Genomic DNA, 18,116 nt, shown 5'->3' on the forward strand with positions numbered 1-18,116 from the left:
ATCAAAGGTAGCCATCACCTTCTGAGACTCAAAGTCACTGGGAGGGACTGATGCTTCTTCTACCATGACTGGAATGACTTTCTTTAAGTGTCCTCTATCCAAAAAAGCCGATGCCCAGCTTATTGAGCATCGACCACTTCTTTGGGCCTTATATTTCTAGGTTTGGAGCTTAGCTAGTCAGATTCATCAGCCATCAGCCAGTCATAGATCTCTTTAGGGCTGGCCAGGGCCATGAGTTCTTGGTATTTGACCAAGGCCACTAAATCCTGATAAATCTGGCTGGTAGAGATGTCTTTCTTGCTGGCAGCCTTATTGACCGTCATCACACCATCTTCGATGGTCACAAAATCCAATTCCTCAAAAATTTGAATCATCTTAATTAAAAGGATATCAGGTATCTTGAGGTAGTTCGCCAGTTCTTTCAACTTGTGGCGGACATCAAATTCGGGAAACTGATAGATGGTCTTGTAAAGCTTGGCAAACTGCTTTCTGGTGCCGTAGCCCGTTAAATAATAGGCCTGCTTAATCTGATTTTTAAAATAAATAACAGAAAAATCTTGGCCAGCAAAGGCTTGCTTGAGTTGGGCAGGCTCATCTGGTACCTCTAAGAGTACGACTGCCTGGGCCTTACTGTCCCCTTCTAGCGCTTGATTAAGGTTGGGAACCCCCTCAGGAATCTGGGCTGACTTTGCCCTAATATCAATAAGCTGAACCCCTTGAACCCGAGCATCAACCAGCATCAGTTGCAGACTGGTATGACCATTCCATTTATTGACTGACAGGGTCACAGCCAGCTCCAAACCACTAGCTTGGGCAAAATCTTGAGCCAGCGAACCTTGTGAAAAAGCCACCAAGCCAAATTCTGCCCCTCCCTGAGCCAATTTTAGTTTGAGATGGGCCCCATTTTGACCCATGGTTCGACTTTGAAGCACCTGGAAATTCCTTAAGAGGAAGACAGGTTTCCGATTGTCCATACCAAAGGGGGCTAATTTTTCCAAACTCTGAATGGTTTCTAGGGATAAATCCGCTAGCTGGAGCTCTTCATCAATGACCAGACTATTCTTGCCAGCCTGGTCCAGCCCCTTGTCAAGAATATAGGAACAAAGGGTATCTGAGAGCTGGTCGAGATTTTCAACTGCTAGGGTCATGCCAGCTGCTCCAGCATGGCCACCAAAGGCCTCAAAAATCTCCCGATGGGGATTGAGAGCCTCGAAAATATTAACCGCCTCAACCGAACGGGCCGAGCCCTTGGCCTCGCCATCCTCAATATTCAGGAGAATGACAGGCTGACTAAGTTTTTCTAAAAGCCGACCAGCAACAATGCCTAAAACCCCAGGATGCCAACCTTCCTTGGCCAGAACCTGGGCGGGTTTAGCCGGATCAATCATGGCCAAGGCCTGGTCATAAATATCCTGAACTACTTGCTTGCGCTCCTCATTTTTTTCCTCAATCATGAGGGCAATCTCGTGGGCCTCCTGGTCATCAAAACCAGTTAGGAGCTCAACTGCAGGATTGGGATCATCCAAGCGCCCCAGAGCATTGAGCATGGGCGCAATCTTGAAACCAACGGTTTCTTCATTGAGGTCGCTAGACTCAATCGCTGCCACCTGCATGAGCTCCTGCAGGCCAATGCGCTCGGTATGAGCCAGCATCTGCAGGCCATACTTGACCAGAATGCGATTTTCCCCAGTCAGGCTGACCATATCAGCAATGGTGCCAATAGCCACCAGATCCAGAAGCTCATTGGGAATACCTTCCAAAAGGGCACTAGCTAATTTGAAGGCCACACCACAACCAGCCAGATACTTAAAGGGATAGTCTCCATCTGGATGCTCAGGATGAACAATGGCGTAAGCCTCTGGCAGGCTATCTGGTAGGGAATGGTGGTCGGTGACAACAACATCAATGCCTTGCTCTTGGGCATACGCAATAGCTTCATGACCAGCAACACCATTATCGACGGTGACAATGAGCGAGATCCCCTCTTGCTCAATAAAATACTTGTAGACACTGAGGTTAGGACCATAACCGTCGGTAAAACGATTGGGCAGGTAAACCTGATTTTCAGCTCCTAGCATTTCCAAGGCCTCCCTCATGATGGAGCTGGAGGTCATGCCGTCGGCATCGTAGTCTCCGTAGATAAGAATCTTTTCCCCAGCTTCAATTGCCTGGCGAATCCGCTCTACCGCCTTGTCCATGTCATGGAGTAAATAGGGGTCGTGTAGCTGGGACAAGTCAGCCGACAGGAAATCTTCAAGCTTGGGCTGGTCATCAATGCCCCTTTGGTAGAGAATCTTGGCTGCCAAGTCATCTAATTCCTCAGTTTTTGCCAGCTCTAAAAAGGGCTCACTAGGAGCCTGGTCAACTTGTTTCCAATCGAACTTAGAGGTAATCATTTATAATTAAAAGCCTTTCTGGAAAGAAAATCTGCTGTCTTGGGAAAGAGGGCGTAAAATTTAGCGGCAAAGGCCATGGCTAGAGGCAAATTGAGCTCTCGCTTATTTTTGCCCATATTGGCGACAATTTTCTTGGCCACCTGTTCGGGGGTCAAACTATAACGAGCGACCGCCTTGAGATAGCTCCCTGAGGGGTCTGCTTTGTCAAAAAATTTGGTTGAGATAGGGCCAGGATTGACCGTCATCACATAGACCTGGCTGTCAGCCAATTCCAACCGCAGAGCATTGGAATAGCCAATGAGGGCAAACTTGGTCGCCGCATAGACAGAAGCCTTGGCGGTCGCCATCTTGCCAGCCATGCTAGCAATGTTGATGATATGGCCAGAACCAGCAACAGCCATCCGCTCGCCAACCAGACGGGAAAAATTGATGGCCGCTAGGGTATTAACATCGAAGGTCTCGCGAATGCTTGGAGCATCGAATGTATCGAAGGCCTTAAATTCACCAAAACCAGCATTGTTGATGAAAACATCAATGCGACCGAACTCTTTATAGACTTGGTCCACTAGCTGAGCTAGGGCCTGGTCATCACGACTATTGAGACCATAACTGTGGAAATTGGGCCTATCAGCATATAGCTTAGCCATTTTTTCTTGGTTTCGTCCCACAGCCAGAACAATATCGTCTTGAGGCAGGAGCTTGATGATGGCTTGAGCTAGGCCTCCCGAAGCTCCTGTTATGGCCACTACTCGTTGTCTTTGTGCTGTCAAATCTCTACCTCTTCTAGGTCCCAGACCACCTTGCTATTTTCAAAAATACTTCTCGCATCCGCTTCTAATTGGCGGACATCTCGAGCTAGGAAACGGGCGCTGATGTGATTCATCAAGAGCCTCTTGGCACTAGCATCCTTGGCCACCTGAGCTGCCTGCATATTGGTAGAGTGGCCATGGTTTCTAGCCAAGCGTTCATCTCCCCTACCATAGGTCGACTCATGAACCAAAATATCAGCCCCCAAGGCCAGGCGAACGCTGGCATGGCATTTTCTAGTATCCCCCAGAATGGCTAGCACCTTACCCTTGCGAGGGGCTGAAACATAGTCTTTAGCAATAATTTTTGTGCCATCTTCCAGAACCACATCTTGACCATTTTTCACCTTACCAAAGAGCGGGCCAAAAGGAAGACCAGCCGCTTTAAGCTTTTCAGCATCTAGAGTGCCTTCCAAGTCCTTCTGTACCACCCGATAGCCCACACAAAAAATCGTATGATCCAACTTTTCAGCATAAACCGTAAATTTATCCGTCTCCAAAATCTTTCCTAGGGAATGGGCATCAAACTCATGAAAATAAATGCGATAGGGCAGGCGGGTCCCCGATAATTTGAGAGTGGTCAGAACCATACTGCGAATACCGACAGGACCATAAAGATCGAGGTCGGTCTGTTCCTCGCTGGCTTGAAAAGAGCGACTGGCTAAAAAACCAGGTAGACCTAAGACGTGATCCCCATGCAGGTGGGTGATGAAAATCTTACGGACCTTTCGAGGCTTGATGGTTGTTTCCAAAATCTGTCGCTGGGTTCCTTCCCCGCAATCAAACATCCAAACTTGGTCAATTTCATTGAGGAGCTTCAAGACTAAACTGGAGACATTGCGAGCCTTGGCCGGTTGGCCGGCTCCTGTTCCTAAAAATTGCAATTCCATACGTAACTCTCTTGCTGGTCCCAGAAAACTCCGGGACCAGTCTTTCTAACTTCTTTCTATTCTTTTATATAAATGACAAACTGCCTCTGGCTAAAGCCATAATAAATTGGCCCCTGGGCCTTTTTACTTACTCGGTCAGCCACACTTAGAACCTCATCCGCATTATAACCAGAAATCTTGAGGTAGCCAGCCTGCAAACGGTAGACATCCGTCAGGAGGGCAGATTGGTCTAAGTCAAGCTTCTCCACATCGGTTTCAGCGAATTCCAGCGGTCTCATTTTAATGGTGCCAGCCTCCTGATAAACCTTGTAGTGGGGGAAAATCTGGGCTATTTCCAACAAGAGTTGACCCCTTATGGGCTCTTCATTTTCTGAAAATACTTGAGCCACTTCTTGGGCCGACTCATAAACAAAGCCATAAGACTTGCCAGATAGGTTTAGGCGGACAAAGGGCTGCCTTTCTTCTGCAAAAGAGGGCTGCTTGGTCAACCAACCAAAGGCTTGAGAAAGTTCCAAATAATAGGCCGTCGCTGCTTGAGGGCCTTCCTTCTGATAGAGCTCAGCAAAATAGGCGTTGACGACACTTGGAGGCGGGCACACCAAGAGTTGGGCGGTCTCAAGGCTCAGACTAGCCAGATTGTTTTTTAGATAGACCTTATCCAAACTGGTAAAGCCCCCGTATTTGAGGGCTAATTCCATCACATCAGTCATAAAATTCTTCCAATCTCCACTTATTTTTTTCAGCAATAAAACCAGAAATTTCTTGAGACTCTTGGTTAAATTGATAAGAACCCAGCAGGGCATACTTGCTTAAATCATAGAGCTTATAAAACTTATCTGGACTTACCTTGATACTAAAGGGTAGGAAAAGCTGCTCGATTTCATCCAAAATTTGCCGACGGAGAATTTGCCGACTCTCTGGTTCCCTTAAGGAAAGGCGAATATTGGGAAAGGCTGTGGCCACTAGGTCCTGGGCCTGATCCATCTTATTATAGATGGCTAGACGTGGGATATCCAGCATGTCCAAGTCCTTCAAAATATCTAAGACCACCTCTTCTTGCTCCGTGTGATTAGGGTTACTGGCATCAATGACATGAAGAAGCAAGTCCACATGACGACTCTCTTCAAGGGTTGATTTGAAGGCTGCCACCAATTCTGTCGGCAGGTCGCCAATAAAACCAACCGTATCGGTCAGGGTTACCTGAAATTGGTCCTTAAGAAAAATCTGCTTGGTCGTCGCATCCAGCGTTGCAAATAATTCATCGGCTTCGTATTGGTCCTTATCTGTCAAACGGTTCATCAGGGTTGACTTTCCCGCATTGGTATAGCCAATCAAACCGATTTTAAAGACGGACGAATCCAGCCGTTTTTCACGTATGGTGGAACGAGTTCTTTCAACCTGCTTAAGTTGCCGTTCTATATCGCTAATCTGATGGCGAATAGAGCGCCGATTGAGTTCCAGAAGACTCTCACCAGGGCCCCGACTACCAATACCACCAGCCTGACGACTGAGCATGACGCCTTGTCCTGCCAGCCTAGGTAGCATATATTTGAGCTGGGCCAGATGAACCTGGAGCTTGCCCTCATGACTACGAGCTCGCATAGCAAAAATATCCAAAATCAACTGCATGCGGTCAATCACCTTGACCCCAAAGGCCGTTTCTAGATTGGCGTTTTGTCTTGGACTTAGACGATTGTTGACAATGACCGTATCAATCTGGTCTGCCTCAATCATACTGGCCACTTCTTGGAGCTTGCCCGAACCAATAAAGGACTTGCTGTCGTATTTTTCACGCTTTTGCTGGTAGCTGGCGACAACTTGTGCCCCTGCTGTCTGGGCCAAACCCGCCAATTCCTGCATGGACATGTCGAAATTTTGACTGCTGGGCAATTCAACACCCAGCAAAATTACACTTTCGCTAGACTCAGCCGTTTCATGCATGTCCCACTCACCTTTCTATCAGCCTGGTAAAGCTTTTTCAAGGCAAAAATGGCTCTTATACTCTTCAAAAATCAAGACTATCCATCGTTAACTCACTTTGCCGTACCCAAGTACTGCCTGCAGTTCGTTGCCTCGGATACTTCTGATTTTTATTGAGTATTACCACCAGTTTTCTTCGCCCATTTGGACTTTCATTATATCACAAATAGGGGCAAATTTTACGAGGTCAAGGCTGAATTTTTCCATTAAAAAATGACCGGAAAATCCAGTCATTTTAATGGTCCTTATAAATTCAAAGCCTCAATTAGAAGCGAATAATTTCACGCGTTCTTTCGTATGATGACACGAAACGATCGGTGACGCCTGGTTCAACAACTTCCAGAGCATAGGAGATTTCTTCAAAGGAAGATTTATAATCGTATTCCTTCTCAAAAAGTTTGAGGGCAATTTCAAAGCTCTCTTGAACTGCAGGCTCAAAGCTACGATAGCGGTTGGAGTATTGCAGGAGTTGCTCGGTCAAAGTTGCATTTTGAACCACACGGTAGGTCGTTTCAATCAGAAGGTCCATGGAAGAACCAGCTGATTCGGTCAAGCGGGCTACCAAGTTAATATTGATGCGCCCTTTACTCAGTTCATCCAGGAGAGTTTCCAAATGCTCGCTGGTTGTAAAGAAGATACTGAGGAAGTCCTGAGGAATACCAGGCAAATTGCGTTTTTCCATGAAACGCTTAATCACATGGAGTTGGTTCACATAGTCATCGGCCTTAATCCGAGACTCATTTTCAATACGCTCAATTCCCTTGAGCTCACCGCTAAGTTCAATCTGACCATCCTCAACGTTAGACAGGGTCTTGAGGGCATCATCAAAGATTCTTTTAAGTTCTGAGAAAGGTTTCTCTTGGGTGTCAAAGTTTTCAATTGCCGGGATGGTATCGTCTTCGATTTTCTTCAATTCCTTAGCAAACTTGCTAACACTGAGCGTCTCATTGTCTTCAATAATGTAAAGACTGTTGAGGTGAGCCATTTCTTTTTCAAGCGCCTGATTATTGTGCTTAGCATGCTCCAAGTACTTGGGCAGGATCTTAGAATCCTTCATAACTTGCTTATTAGCATCAATTTCACGCTCGAAGATGGCATAGAGACCGTCAATCTTTTCTTGAATCTCTTCGTTTTCCTCAAGTGCTCGATCCAAGTCCAAGGTCGCTAGGCCATCTGCATTGCTAGAAATAGATTCTCGAATATCCTGGAAGCGACGCTCAATATTGCGTTCTGGGAAGTGGTAATGCGCATCCAAAAGCTTGCCATAACCCGATTCCAAATCATCCAATTGATCTGGGAAGTCGTCTTCCAACTTGGCCACAATAGCAGGGATTTTTTCTGATATTTGACCGAGGGCAATGGTATGCTCCTCAGCCTTATCCAAGATTTCAGCTGCTTCAACAGGGTCCCCTGTTGAGTTGAGGGTAACAAATTGAGAGAATTCTGCTTCAATATTCTTGAGTTGCTTCTCAATTTCAGTCTTAGTGGCACCAAAGTTATCAGAGTTATCTTCAATACTGGTCTTGAGATCTTCATAGAGGTCCAAGGCATGCTTAACTCTGGCACTATTCTTGTCTTCCTGATCTTTCAGAATTCCCAAGGCATCTCGAACTGAGCTAATATCTTCTTGGGCCAAATCCAATTGGCTCTCAATCGTGCCCAGAGAATTTCTGACCTTGAGGAAGCGGAAGGAATCATTTTGATTTTCCGCCTCAACCAGGTTGGCTTCGATATCCTTAACCGTATTGGTCGACAGGTCGGTCCACTTTTGATTCCATTCTCGGAAGGTGGTTTGACTTTGGCCAATCAGATTCAGCTTTTTAACGGACTCCAATTCCTTTGCGACTGGCTGCTCAAACAACTGTTGCTTGCGCTCTTCTAATTGTGCCAACCGTAAATCATTTCGTTTTCTAAGAATAACACCGATAAGATAACCGACAATGACCACAAGGACCAGGGCTACTATCAGCACTACAATTCCGCTCGACATGTTCTCTCCTTTAAGTCATGAGAAGGGTCTAAAACAAAGCTCAAGGAAGCCAATAGCCTTGAGCTTGCCTGTCCCACTTCTCTCTTTTTATCATTTTGATACCTTAATGCAAAATCCATTCCTCCAACCAGGCCTAAGCTGGTAGGGTAATCGGGCTTGCTAGAGCATAGCCTAATTTTCAAGGCTGAAAATCAATAAGCCTGCTCCTTTTCTTTCACATAGTACGCCCCATTATATCATAGTTCTAGGGACTTATCAAAAAAAGTTCCAACTAAATATCTAGGGTAGAATAGACAGCATTTTCTTCAATAAACTCACGGCGGGGACCAACTTGGTCACCCATGAGCATGTCAAAAATCTTATCGGCTTCGGCAGCATCATCAACAGAAACACGAGCCATCAGGCGGTGTTCAGGGTCCATGGTCGTTTTCCAGAGTTGGTGGTCATCCATTTCCCCCAGCCCCTTGTAACGTTGAACGCTTGGTTTGGAGCGACCTTGGGTGTAGCGCTCCAGGGCTTCTTGCAATTTGGTTTCTTGGTCAGCGCCTGGTTGGATGTATTCCTTGACTTCACTACCAACCTTGACCCCATAAATCGGTGGCTGAGCAATGTAGACATAGCCAGCTTCAACAACAGGACGCATGTAGCGATAAAAAAGGGTCAAGAGCAGGGTTCTGATATGGGATCCATCGACATCGGCATCAGTCATGATGACCAACTTTTGGTAGCGAGCCTTGCTGACATCAAATTCAGCTCCAAAGCCTGTTCCCATAGCGGTAAAGAGGCTGCGGATTTCATCGTTGGCCAGAATCTTGTCCATGCTGGCCTTTTCCACATTGAGAATCTTACCACGAATAGGCAAAATAGCCTGGAATTCACGGTTACGGCCGGACTTGGCCGAACCACCAGCTGAGTCCCCTTCGACGATGAAGAGTTCATTTTGGCTGGCATCATTGGATGAACAGTCGGCCAATTTACCAGGCAGATTGGAAATTTCCAAGCCAGACTTTTTGCGAGTAACTTCACGGGCTCGCTTAGCAGCAATCCTAGCCTTAGAAGCTAAGATACCCTTTTCAACGATTTTCTTAGCAATCTGAGGATTTTCCAAAAGGAAACGTGAGAAAGCCTCGCTAAAGAGGCGATTGGTAATCTTAACTACCTCTGAGTTCCCCAGTTTGGTTTTGGTTTGACCTTCAAATTGCGGATTTGGATGCTTGACAGAAATAATAGCGGTCAAGCCTTCACGAACATCTTCGCCGGAAAGATTGTCGTCTTTTTCTTTGAGCAACTTGTTTTGCCGGGCGTAGTCATTGATAACCCGCGTCAGAGCGGTCCGAAAACCTTGTTCATGGGTACCGCCCTCGTGGGTATGAATATTATTGGCAAAACTGAGGACATTCTCATGGTAGGTACCAGTGTATTGCATGGCCACTTCAACTGAAATGCCATCCATTTCGCCATCAGTGTAGATAGGATTCTCAAAGAGGACCTCCTTGTTTTCGTTGAGGTAGTCAACATAGCTGACAATCCCACCTTCGTAGTGGTAAACCTGACTTTGCTCCTTGCCCTCACGCTTGTCGCTAATGGAAATCTTAAGCCCTTTATTGAGGAAGGCCAACTCTTGAATCCGTTTGGCCAGCTTATCAAAATCAAATTCCGTCGTTTCGGTGAAAATTTCTGGGTCAGGTGTGAAGTGAACAGTGGTTCCTGTTTTGTCCGTATCCCCGATGACCTTGAGGTCTGCAACTACGAGGCCACGCTTGTACTCTTGGAAGTGGATTTTGCCATTCTTATGGACCTTAACTTCCAAAGAGGTTGATAAGGCATTAACGACGGAAGAACCAACCCCGTGCAGACCACCGGAAACCTTGTAGCCGCCTCCGCCAAACTTACCACCGGCGTGAAGAACGGTGAAGACCGTTTCAACAGCGGGACGACCAGTCTTTTCTTGAATGTCAACTGGGATTCCTCGGCCATCATCAACAACAGTAATAGAATCGTCTTCCTCAATAAAGACCTCAATATGGCTGGCAAAACCAGCTAGAGCCTCGTCAATGGAGTTATCTACAATTTCCCAGACTAAATGGTGCAGCCCTTCTTTTGAAGTTGACCCAATATACATACCAGGCCGCATCCGAACAGCCTCCAGCCCTTCTAAGACCTGAATCTGACTGGCATCATATTCCTGAGCCAGATCCTCGCGATTTTTATTTTCTTCTGTCATCTTACACTACCGTTTCTAATAATAATTTTTCACCATCGAAAAGCTGAGCTTCAATTCCCGCTGCTCGAGCCGCCTGCAAATCGATTTCTCGGTCACCAATCGCCAGAGCGCTAGTCATGGCGTACTTATTCTTAAGATAAAGCATGGATTCGGGATTGGGTTTTCTAGCAAATTCCGACTCACTAGTCACCACTTCTGTAAAATACTGATTAATTCCCGCCTTCTTTAGAATATCTAAGACCAAATGGTTGCGGTGGGAAATCATAAAATTCCGTCCACCCTGATTAACAATTTTTGCCAGCAATTCTTTGGCACCTGCAAATAGAACCGGTTTCGCTAAAGCTTGAGCTTCGCGGTTCTTATAGTGGGCCCGAAAGGAGGGTTGATCAGGAATGAAATGAGCAATAGCCGCATCTGTTGAAATCTTCAATTTAGCATAGACCTGATCGTGATCAGCCTTCTGGCCAAATTCCTTTAAGGTTTGACAAAAGGCCCGCGTTGAGGTCTCATAATTATCAAGCAGAGTACCGCCTAAATCCCAGATATAATCATGAAATTTCATAATCTTTATTATAGCATATTTCGCTCTATTTTGCACCTTGCTTGTCCTATTTCCAGCCCCATTTCACGCCATTTTTGAGGCAAATAGCCCTCTACTTTTTTTCCAAATCAAAAGGCCTAGGAAAGAAACTTCCTAAGCCTGCTTTTAAATCCAATATTTGTTCCAACTACTGCGGCTCAAACCTTCGTCAATTCGTCTTTCCTTTGCCAAAGAATTCTGGTAGGACATGGAGAGAACCAGACCGACCCCAATCAAATTGGACATGAGTGAGGAACCCCCTTTGGAAATGAAAGGAAGTGGAATCCCTGTCAGGGGAAGAACTCCGATAGCCGCACCAATATTTTCAAAAACGTGGAAGAGAATCATCATGATGAATCCCGTCGCAATGTAGGTGTTAAAGACATTATTGGACTCAATCGTAATTCGAATCATACGGAAGATGAGAATTAAATAGAGCAAGATAACGACAATCGAGCCAACAAACCCGAAGTCCTCAGCAATGACCGTGAAAATCATATCTGATTCACGAACAGGTACTGATAACTCAGCAATATTAAAGCCCTTACCGAAAAGACCACCACTACCGATAGAAATCAAGCCCTGGACCTGCTGGTAGGCAATGCCTGACTCATAGGCAAAGGGATCCAGCCAGGCAGCCACCCGGTTAATCTTATAGGTTTCCATTCCCATATGATAGAGCCACTCCTTGCCCCAATCACTAGTAAAGATGAGGAGGAAAAGGCCAAAGCCGAGCCCCGCCACCAAGAGAGCCGATAGAATAATCCGCCAGGAGACGCCGGATAGGACTATCAGGCCGGCCAGAATAGCCAGAAAGACCATAGCTGTCCCCATGTCCTTCTGCAATACTAAGAGCAAGAGGACAGGAGCCGTTACAGCAAGATAGATGAGAATCAGTCGGCCGTCTTTTTTGAGCGAAGGCTCTTCTTCCTTATACTCATCCTTGAACCAGACCCCCATTCGAGCCAACATGAGAATATAGGCAATCTTCATAAATTCCGAGGGCTGAAAGAGACTGACCGAGCCAACGCTGACCCAGTTCTTAGCCCCTGTTGAAGCAACCAGGGTTGGACTATAAATGAAGAGGGGTAAAACCATCAAGGCCAGACCCGCGCCATAGAGGTAGGGGGTCAGTTTCCAGAGCCGCTCGACATCGAAAAACATAACGACAAAAGCAATAATACAGCCGACCACAATTCCGATGACCTGCTGGATAATAACCGAGAGGACAGAATGGGGATTATCATGGCTGGTCGCTGTATAGATGGCCACCATCCCGATTAAGATTAAGAGAAAAACAGGAAGGATGACCGTATAGTCAATGCGACTATCTAAAGGTCTTTTTCTTTTTCTGGGCATTGCCACACTCCTTAAAATAACTAGTATCCATTATAGCATGTAATCATGACAAAGGCATGACCTTAAAAGACAAAATATTGTAAAATTAGACTCGACCCTGCAACTGCTGCCCAGGTAATCAGACCTGTCAAGAGAGGTTTGTGACCGGCTTTCCTAAATTGTTGAAAGGAAACCTTACAACCGATACCAGCCAGAGCCATGGCCATCAAAAATTGCGAAACTGACTTCGCATAGGGGATGGCTACCCTAGGAAAAATTCCCAAGGAAGATAGGATAGAGGTCACGACGAACCAGAGGATAAACCAAGGGAAGATTTTCATAAATGAAAAATTCTGTTGACTTTTTCTGGATTGATAGAATTTAAGACCAGCCAAAATCAGGCAGGAAGGCACAATCATTAGAGCCCTAGCCAATTTAACAATGGTCGCAAAGTCACCAGCCTTCCGACTATAACTATACCCTGCAGCCACAACTGAGGAAGTATCATTGACAGCTGTCCCTGCCCAGAGACCAAAATTATAGTCAGACATCTGCATCAGGTGGCCAAGAGCCGGAAAGAGAAAGACCGCTATAATATTAAAAAGAAAGATGGTGGACATGGAGAGGGCAATCTCGTCATCTTCTGCTTCTAAGATAGGGGAGGCGGCTGCGATGGCAGAACCCCCACAGATGGCTGTCCCAAAACCAATCAAGGTCTCCAAGTTTTTCGATAGTTTGAGCCAGCGACCAACCAAGTAAGAGACCATGAAAGAAATTAAAATCGTCGTAATCGAAATTTTCAAGGAGGACAAGCCAGTCTTTGAGACCTCTTGAATGGACATGCTAAAACCTAGAACAATAATCGAATACTGGAGAATTTTCTTACCACTAAAGGCAACCCCCGCTTGGAAACCTTCTTTCAGCCCAAAAAGATTATTGACCAAAATGCCCAAAATGATAGCAAAAACACTAGAGCCGATTAGAGGAAAGAAATTCCCCAAAATCATGGCCATCAGAGCTAGACTTGCTGTCAATGCAAAACCAGGCAGATAGGCTTGCAATTTTTCCATGGAAACCTCCAAAAAATATTATCGCTTCTATGTTACCACTTTTAAAGAAGCAATCAAGCCCAAAATGGGCTAAATGATAGACTCAAGAGCCCAGTGAGCCAATTAGGGCAGGTTTTGCAAAAGTTCACAAACTCATTATCAAAAATGATGATTCCAATCATCATCCCAGATGACATCATCACCTAGGGTAATACTCAACAAGGTCTTCTTTTTCATATCAGGTTTGTCATCATCGCCAATTACAATGGATAGGTACCAGCTAGAATCCTCTCAACCATTAACCGTCCCAGCCAAAATCATTGATTCGGGACCAATGAAGGGAGCCGGTTCCCATTTTGTCTGCTCCCAGTTGATCTGCACACTTTCAATTCGGCCAAGGCCATGATGCAAAACATACTCGTTAATCTTTTCCTGATGCTTTTTAGCATAGGCCAGCTGTTTCTCATGGTCGGTTAATTCTCTTGTGCTTGAGGTTGATTCGGGAGCCTTGCTCATTGGATTTTCCGTTCTAAGTTGCCAAGCTGCTAGTAAAATCATCAAAATAGGCCAAGAAAAAAGGCGCTTAGACAGATAAATTTAATCCTCTGCCTTTGCTCAGCCTTTCGACTACAATCATTTTTGTCAGACATGAGAACTCTCCTTCGTTATTTGAGACCAGAAAAGTCATCAGCTTTTTTAGTCCTACCCAATAAAATAGTAAAACACTTTTTAAAGAGATAAAGCAGACCAACACTTAGACCAATTAGGGTAAAGGCCAGGAGGCTAAAGGCTCCCACTGTCATTGACTTTTTCATAAAAACACATCCTTAAAATAAACTTATAAAAAGTATAACAAATCTGCTAACCTCCTGCAAGGAAAATCTGGGCATCAAAAAAATTGTATCATTCGGAACGTAGTTTTAACTGTGCTAAAACTGCATCAATAGCTCTAAATTCAGCTTCGCCATTATGGCTTGCTTCATTAAGAGCTATAGAAAAGCCCAGCCGAAACTGAGCTATTATGATATTATCTAACTTAGTCAGGAATCAAGATTCAGGCGAGCTGGCCTTCAGCGAAAATCCTTATCCACCAGCCTCAAGCCTTATTCACCCTTGTTCCAGAAGTCGGTTACGGCACCCTTGGAGGCCGAGGAAACGATATGGGCGTATTTACCGAGGACACCACGTGAATAAAGTGGTGGGATGGTTGTTTCAGCCTTACGACGTTCCAGTTCTTCCTCAGAAACCTTCATGGTGATTTCCTTGGTATCTTGGTCAACAATAACGGTATCACCAGTTCTCAGATAAGCGATTGGACCACCATCTTGAGCTTCGGGAGCTACGTGACCAACAACCAGGCCGTAGGTACCACCAGAGAAGCGACCATCGGTAATCAGGGCAACCTTGTCACCTTGTCCCTTACCAACCAGCATGGAAGATAGAGAGAGCATTTCAGGCATACCAGGACCACCCTTAGGACCAACATAGCGGACAACAACAACATCGCCATCAACGATGTCATCAGCCAGAACTGCTTCGATAGCATCTTCTTCAGAGTCAAAGACCTTGGCAGGACCTTCGTGGCGACGAACCTTAACTCCAGAAACCTTAGCAACGGCACCATCAGGAGCCAAGTTACCCTTGAGGATAATCAAAGGTCCATCGGCACGTTTAGGATGATCCAAAGGCATAATGACCTTTTGGCCCGGTGTCAAATCATCAAAGTCAGCCAAGTTTTCAGCTACTGTCTTACCTGTACAGGTAATCCGATCACCATGGAGGAATCCATTAGCCAAAAGGTATTTCATAACGGCTGGTACCCCACCGACATTGTAGAGGTCTTGGAAAACATACTGACCAGATGGCTTAAGGTCGGCCAAATGTGGCACTTTTTCTTGGAAGGTGTTGAAATCTTCCAAGGTCAAGTCAACATTAGCGGCATGGGCAATCGCCAAAAGGTGCAAGGTCGCATTGGTTGAACCACCTAGGGCCATGGTAACGGTAATGGCATCCTCAAAGGCTTCCCGGGTCAGAATGTCAGAAGGCTTGAGACCCAACTTAAGCATATTGACGACTGCACGACCAGCTTCTTCAATATCTGCCTTCTTTTCAGCGGATTCTGCTGGGTGAGAAGAGGAACCTGGAAGACTCATTCCCAGAACTTCTATAGCTGTTGCCATGGTGTTGGCGGTGTACATACCACCACAACCACCAGGGCCAGGGCAGGCATTACATTCAATCTGCCGCACTTCTTCTTCGGTCATATCGCCATGGTTCCAGTGACCAACCCCTTCAAAGACTGATACTAGGTCGATATCCTTACCATCCAAGTTCCCTGGAGCAATGGTCCCACCGTAACCAAAGATAGCTGGAATATCCATATTAGCGATGGCAATCAAAGAGCCTGGCATATTTTTATCACAACCACCGATAGCGACAAAAGCATCAACATTATGACCACCCATGGCTGCCTCAATGGAGTCAGCGATGATATCCCGCGAGGTCAAAGAGAAACGCATCCCTTGGGTCCCCATGGCAATCCCATCAGAAACAGTAATGGTCCCGAATTGCACAGGCCAAGCACCGGCGTCCTTAACACCGACTTTGGCCAATTTACCAAAGTCATGCAAGTGGATATTACAAGGCGTGTTTTCAGCCCAAGTTGAAATGACCCCAACAATGGGTGTATCAAAGTCCTTATCGGTCATCCCTGTCGCCCGCAACATGGCACGGTTGGGTGACTTGACCATACTATCATAAACAGCTGAACGATGACGAAGCTTCTTCATATCATCTGACATAAGATTTCCTTCTCTCTAGAAAAATATAGTAATCTAACCGACGTCAGGAGGGTCTCCTCATCAGTTAGAAATATAAACAAAATTTTATCGGGGACTGATTCCTAAGGCAATCCGACCCAAGCGACTGATGCGTGTCAATTTCCAAACCGGCTTCCAGACCACCTTAACACTGGCTGACTCTATTCCATCAATGGTCTTAAGAACCTCAGCCAAATCAAGGGGCAGGGTATCGGCACAGCCACAGGCTACATCGGTGAAAGTCATGACCACCTGACAATGACCTTTTTCATCAATGGTGATTTCATAAATCAAGCCCAGATTATAAATATCCAACTCGATTTCCGGGTCATAGACGGTCTCTAACTTTTCAACCAAGTCTTGGCTGAGAGCCTTGGCACGGTCATTTAACTTGATGTCATCCCTCATTAAGAATCCTCCCTTCTATAATTCATAATTGTAGCACAATTCAGACAATTTGTCTAGATGAAAATCATTATAAATAAGGATTGAGGAAGGTCAGAAAAGTCTGATAAGATGGGCTTGAAGCCAACTCAAGATAAAAGAAAAAGACAAACCAGAGGTCTCTCTAGTTTGCCCTCGATTTAAATCGCTGCTGCTTTTGAAGTAAGCCTTCTTTATTTTTCAGAACCGTAGACAGTCACTATTTTCTCAGCAATCCTTTCGACATCAGCTGTCAAGCCCCGCATTTCGTAAGTATCGAGGACTGGAAAACCGAATTGTTCGGAGTATTGGTAGGCCGTCAGACAAAATTGGTTGTTAAAGTTGCGATTGCCACTTCCGACAATGCCCAGACAATTTCTAGCATTATTGCCCTTAGCAATTAGCTTGCGTAAATCGGTGGTCAGGATCTCCTGGTCGCCATTATCGACACCATTACCACCTTCCAAATAAGTTGGCAGAAAAGCCACATAGGGCTGGCCGAGGTCAGGATAGGCCTGCCCCTCCTTGACCAGCTCCTTAACATCCAAGGTCTCAACCGGAATCTCGGCGTGATTGAAAGCAAAATAATCAACCAGCTTTTGGACAAAGGCCTTGGTGTTCCCACTCAAAGAAATATAGACAAATTTCACAGTTTGCTCCTTCAACCACTAGATATTGTGGTATTCCTAGATTTAATCTACAAGATATTGTAGCACTAGGCAAAGGTGGGGTCAAGTTATTTGGAGAAAAAAGAAAAGCCTCGGCTGAGCGAAGCATTGAAATCATATCCCCTGCCGGAATCGAACCAGCAACTACTCCTTAGGAGGGAGTTGTTATATCCATTTAACTAAGGAGACACATTAACGTACCAATCCCTTATATTGTACCCTAGACTACGGATGAATGCAACTTTAAAAAAGTCCTATGCCAAATTTAAATCATTCATAGTTCCTAAATCGAAATGAGATAGGTCCCCCGCCATTCTTTTACGACAGCGTCCGCTACCGCAAGGGCAAAATCAGCATAGGAGATTTCTTTCTTAAGAAAAAAATCTTCTGCCATTGTTGGGGAGTGCCTCTGATAGCTCCCCGTCCTATTTCCATCTGGACGATAAACAGGGGGCGGTATAAGATAAGTCCAAGAATCTTTAAGAGATGATTCTTCTAAGTAATCCCTCAACTTAGCATGTGCAGCTCCACGTGGCAAAGTCATTGCAGGGAAACAATCAGTCTCCCAGAAGCGCTGTCCATTCTCAAGCCTTAATGCTCCTGCTCCCCCTACGGTTACTATACGGAATTCTTTTGAAAAAGGAAAGGCTCGACGAAGGCGCTGCTCTAATTGAACTAAAGCGTCATCTGGTATATCTTCTCTTAAACGAATAGCCTGAACGACAATATCAATATCATGATCATGTAGTACTCTTTGCAATTTTCCTTCATCTTCTATATCAATAACAGTGCTTCTCACTGCTTTTCTTAAGGGAGCCAATCTGGCCTTGTCTGATTCTTTTCTTAGTCCTGCTAAAATCTGGACAGAGTCTTGTTTGATCAGTTCGTCTATGATTAAGCGGCCAGTTCTGCCTGTTGCCCCTAGAACTAAAACATTTATCATCTGATCCTCC

16 protein-coding genes and 1 tRNA gene are annotated in these 18,116 nt (G+C 45.4%); all 17 read right to left on the reverse strand.

Annotated elements, in window-relative coordinates; genetic code table 11:
* Nucleotides 1-173: 173 nt before the first annotated feature.
* Complete coding sequence (gene recJ / locus DYE66_RS08695) at nt 174-2,396, reverse strand: single-stranded-DNA-specific exonuclease RecJ (protein WP_115325123.1); 2,223 nt, start codon at nt 2,394-2,396, stop codon at nt 174-176.
* On the reverse strand, nt 2,393-3,166 hold the full coding sequence (locus DYE66_RS08700) for an SDR family NAD(P)-dependent oxidoreductase (protein ID WP_002997002.1): 774 nt from the start codon (nt 3,164-3,166) through the stop codon (nt 2,393-2,395). Before DYE66_RS08700 ends, recJ begins: the two co-directional genes overlap by 4 nt.
* Nucleotides 3,163-4,092 (reverse strand): ribonuclease Z, encoded by a 930-nt coding sequence (gene rnz, locus DYE66_RS08705; protein ID WP_002997191.1) that lies wholly within the window; start codon nt 4,090-4,092, stop codon nt 3,163-3,165. Before rnz ends, DYE66_RS08700 begins: the two co-directional genes overlap by 4 nt.
* 56 nt (nt 4,093-4,148) lie before the next feature.
* Entirely contained in the window at nt 4,149-4,802 is a 654-nt protein-coding gene (locus DYE66_RS08710; RefSeq protein WP_044123738.1) for a cystathionine beta-lyase, read from the reverse strand.
* Nucleotides 4,795-6,033, reverse strand: a complete 1,239-nt coding sequence (hflX, locus tag DYE66_RS08715; RefSeq protein WP_002997293.1) for a GTPase HflX — start codon at nt 6,031-6,033, stop codon at nt 4,795-4,797. The genes DYE66_RS08710 and hflX overlap by 8 nt, the downstream gene beginning before the upstream one ends.
* A 304-nt stretch (nt 6,034-6,337) precedes the next feature.
* The gene (gene ezrA / locus DYE66_RS08720; protein ID WP_002996980.1) at nt 6,338-8,062 is read right to left on the reverse strand and encodes a septation ring formation regulator EzrA; all 1,725 of its coding nucleotides are present in this window, start codon (nt 8,060-8,062) and stop codon (nt 6,338-6,340) included.
* Nucleotides 8,063-8,333: 271 nt separating this feature from the next.
* Complete coding sequence (gyrB, locus tag DYE66_RS08725; protein ID WP_002996773.1) at nt 8,334-10,286, reverse strand: DNA topoisomerase (ATP-hydrolyzing) subunit B; 1,953 nt, start codon at nt 10,284-10,286, stop codon at nt 8,334-8,336.
* A gap of 1 nt (nt 10,287) precedes the next feature.
* Nucleotides 10,288-10,848 (reverse strand): HAD-IA family hydrolase, encoded by a 561-nt coding sequence (locus DYE66_RS08730; RefSeq protein ID WP_044123714.1) that lies wholly within the window; start codon nt 10,846-10,848, stop codon nt 10,288-10,290.
* A gap of 144 nt (nt 10,849-10,992) precedes the next feature.
* Entirely contained in the window at nt 10,993-12,225 is a 1,233-nt protein-coding gene (locus DYE66_RS08735; protein WP_002997308.1) for an FtsW/RodA/SpoVE family cell cycle protein, read from the reverse strand.
* A 62-nt stretch (nt 12,226-12,287) separates the two neighbouring features.
* Entirely contained in the window at nt 12,288-13,274 is a 987-nt protein-coding gene (locus tag DYE66_RS08740; RefSeq protein WP_115325124.1) for a YeiH family protein, read from the reverse strand.
* 270 nt (nt 13,275-13,544) lie between these two features.
* Entirely contained in the window at nt 13,545-13,811 is a 267-nt protein-coding gene (locus tag DYE66_RS08745) for a hypothetical protein (protein WP_128861656.1), read from the reverse strand.
* 107 nt (nt 13,812-13,918) lie between these two features.
* On the reverse strand, nt 13,919-14,068 hold the full coding sequence (locus DYE66_RS10825) for a hypothetical protein (protein ID WP_002996858.1): 150 nt from the start codon (nt 14,066-14,068) through the stop codon (nt 13,919-13,921).
* Nucleotides 14,069-14,356: 288 nt separating this feature from the next.
* Nucleotides 14,357-16,054, reverse strand: a complete 1,698-nt coding sequence (gene ilvD / locus DYE66_RS08750; RefSeq protein WP_002996669.1) for a dihydroxy-acid dehydratase — start codon at nt 16,052-16,054, stop codon at nt 14,357-14,359.
* Nucleotides 16,055-16,138: 84 nt separating this feature from the next.
* Nucleotides 16,139-16,480 carry a metal-sulfur cluster assembly factor gene (locus DYE66_RS08755; RefSeq protein WP_002996425.1) on the reverse strand — a complete coding sequence of 114 codons (342 nt, stop codon included), beginning with the start codon at nt 16,478-16,480 and terminating at the stop codon, nt 16,139-16,141.
* A gap of 209 nt (nt 16,481-16,689) precedes the next feature.
* Nucleotides 16,690-17,145: a class Ib ribonucleoside-diphosphate reductase assembly flavoprotein NrdI gene (nrdI, locus tag DYE66_RS08760; RefSeq protein ID WP_002997280.1), complete on the reverse strand. Its 456-nt coding sequence runs from the start codon at nt 17,143-17,145 to the stop codon at nt 16,690-16,692.
* A 135-nt stretch (nt 17,146-17,280) separates the two neighbouring features.
* Nucleotides 17,281-17,352, reverse strand: a tRNA-Arg gene (locus DYE66_RS08765).
* 94 nt (nt 17,353-17,446) lie between these two features.
* On the reverse strand, nt 17,447-18,106 hold the full coding sequence (locus tag DYE66_RS08770) for an NAD(P)-dependent oxidoreductase (RefSeq protein WP_002997185.1): 660 nt from the start codon (nt 18,104-18,106) through the stop codon (nt 17,447-17,449).
* Nucleotides 18,107-18,116: the final 10 nt, after the last annotated feature.

Origin of the sequence: Streptococcus downei MFe28 (genome assembly GCF_900459175.1) — a bacterium.
Taxonomy (GTDB): Bacteria; Bacillota; Bacilli; order Lactobacillales; family Streptococcaceae; genus Streptococcus; species Streptococcus downei.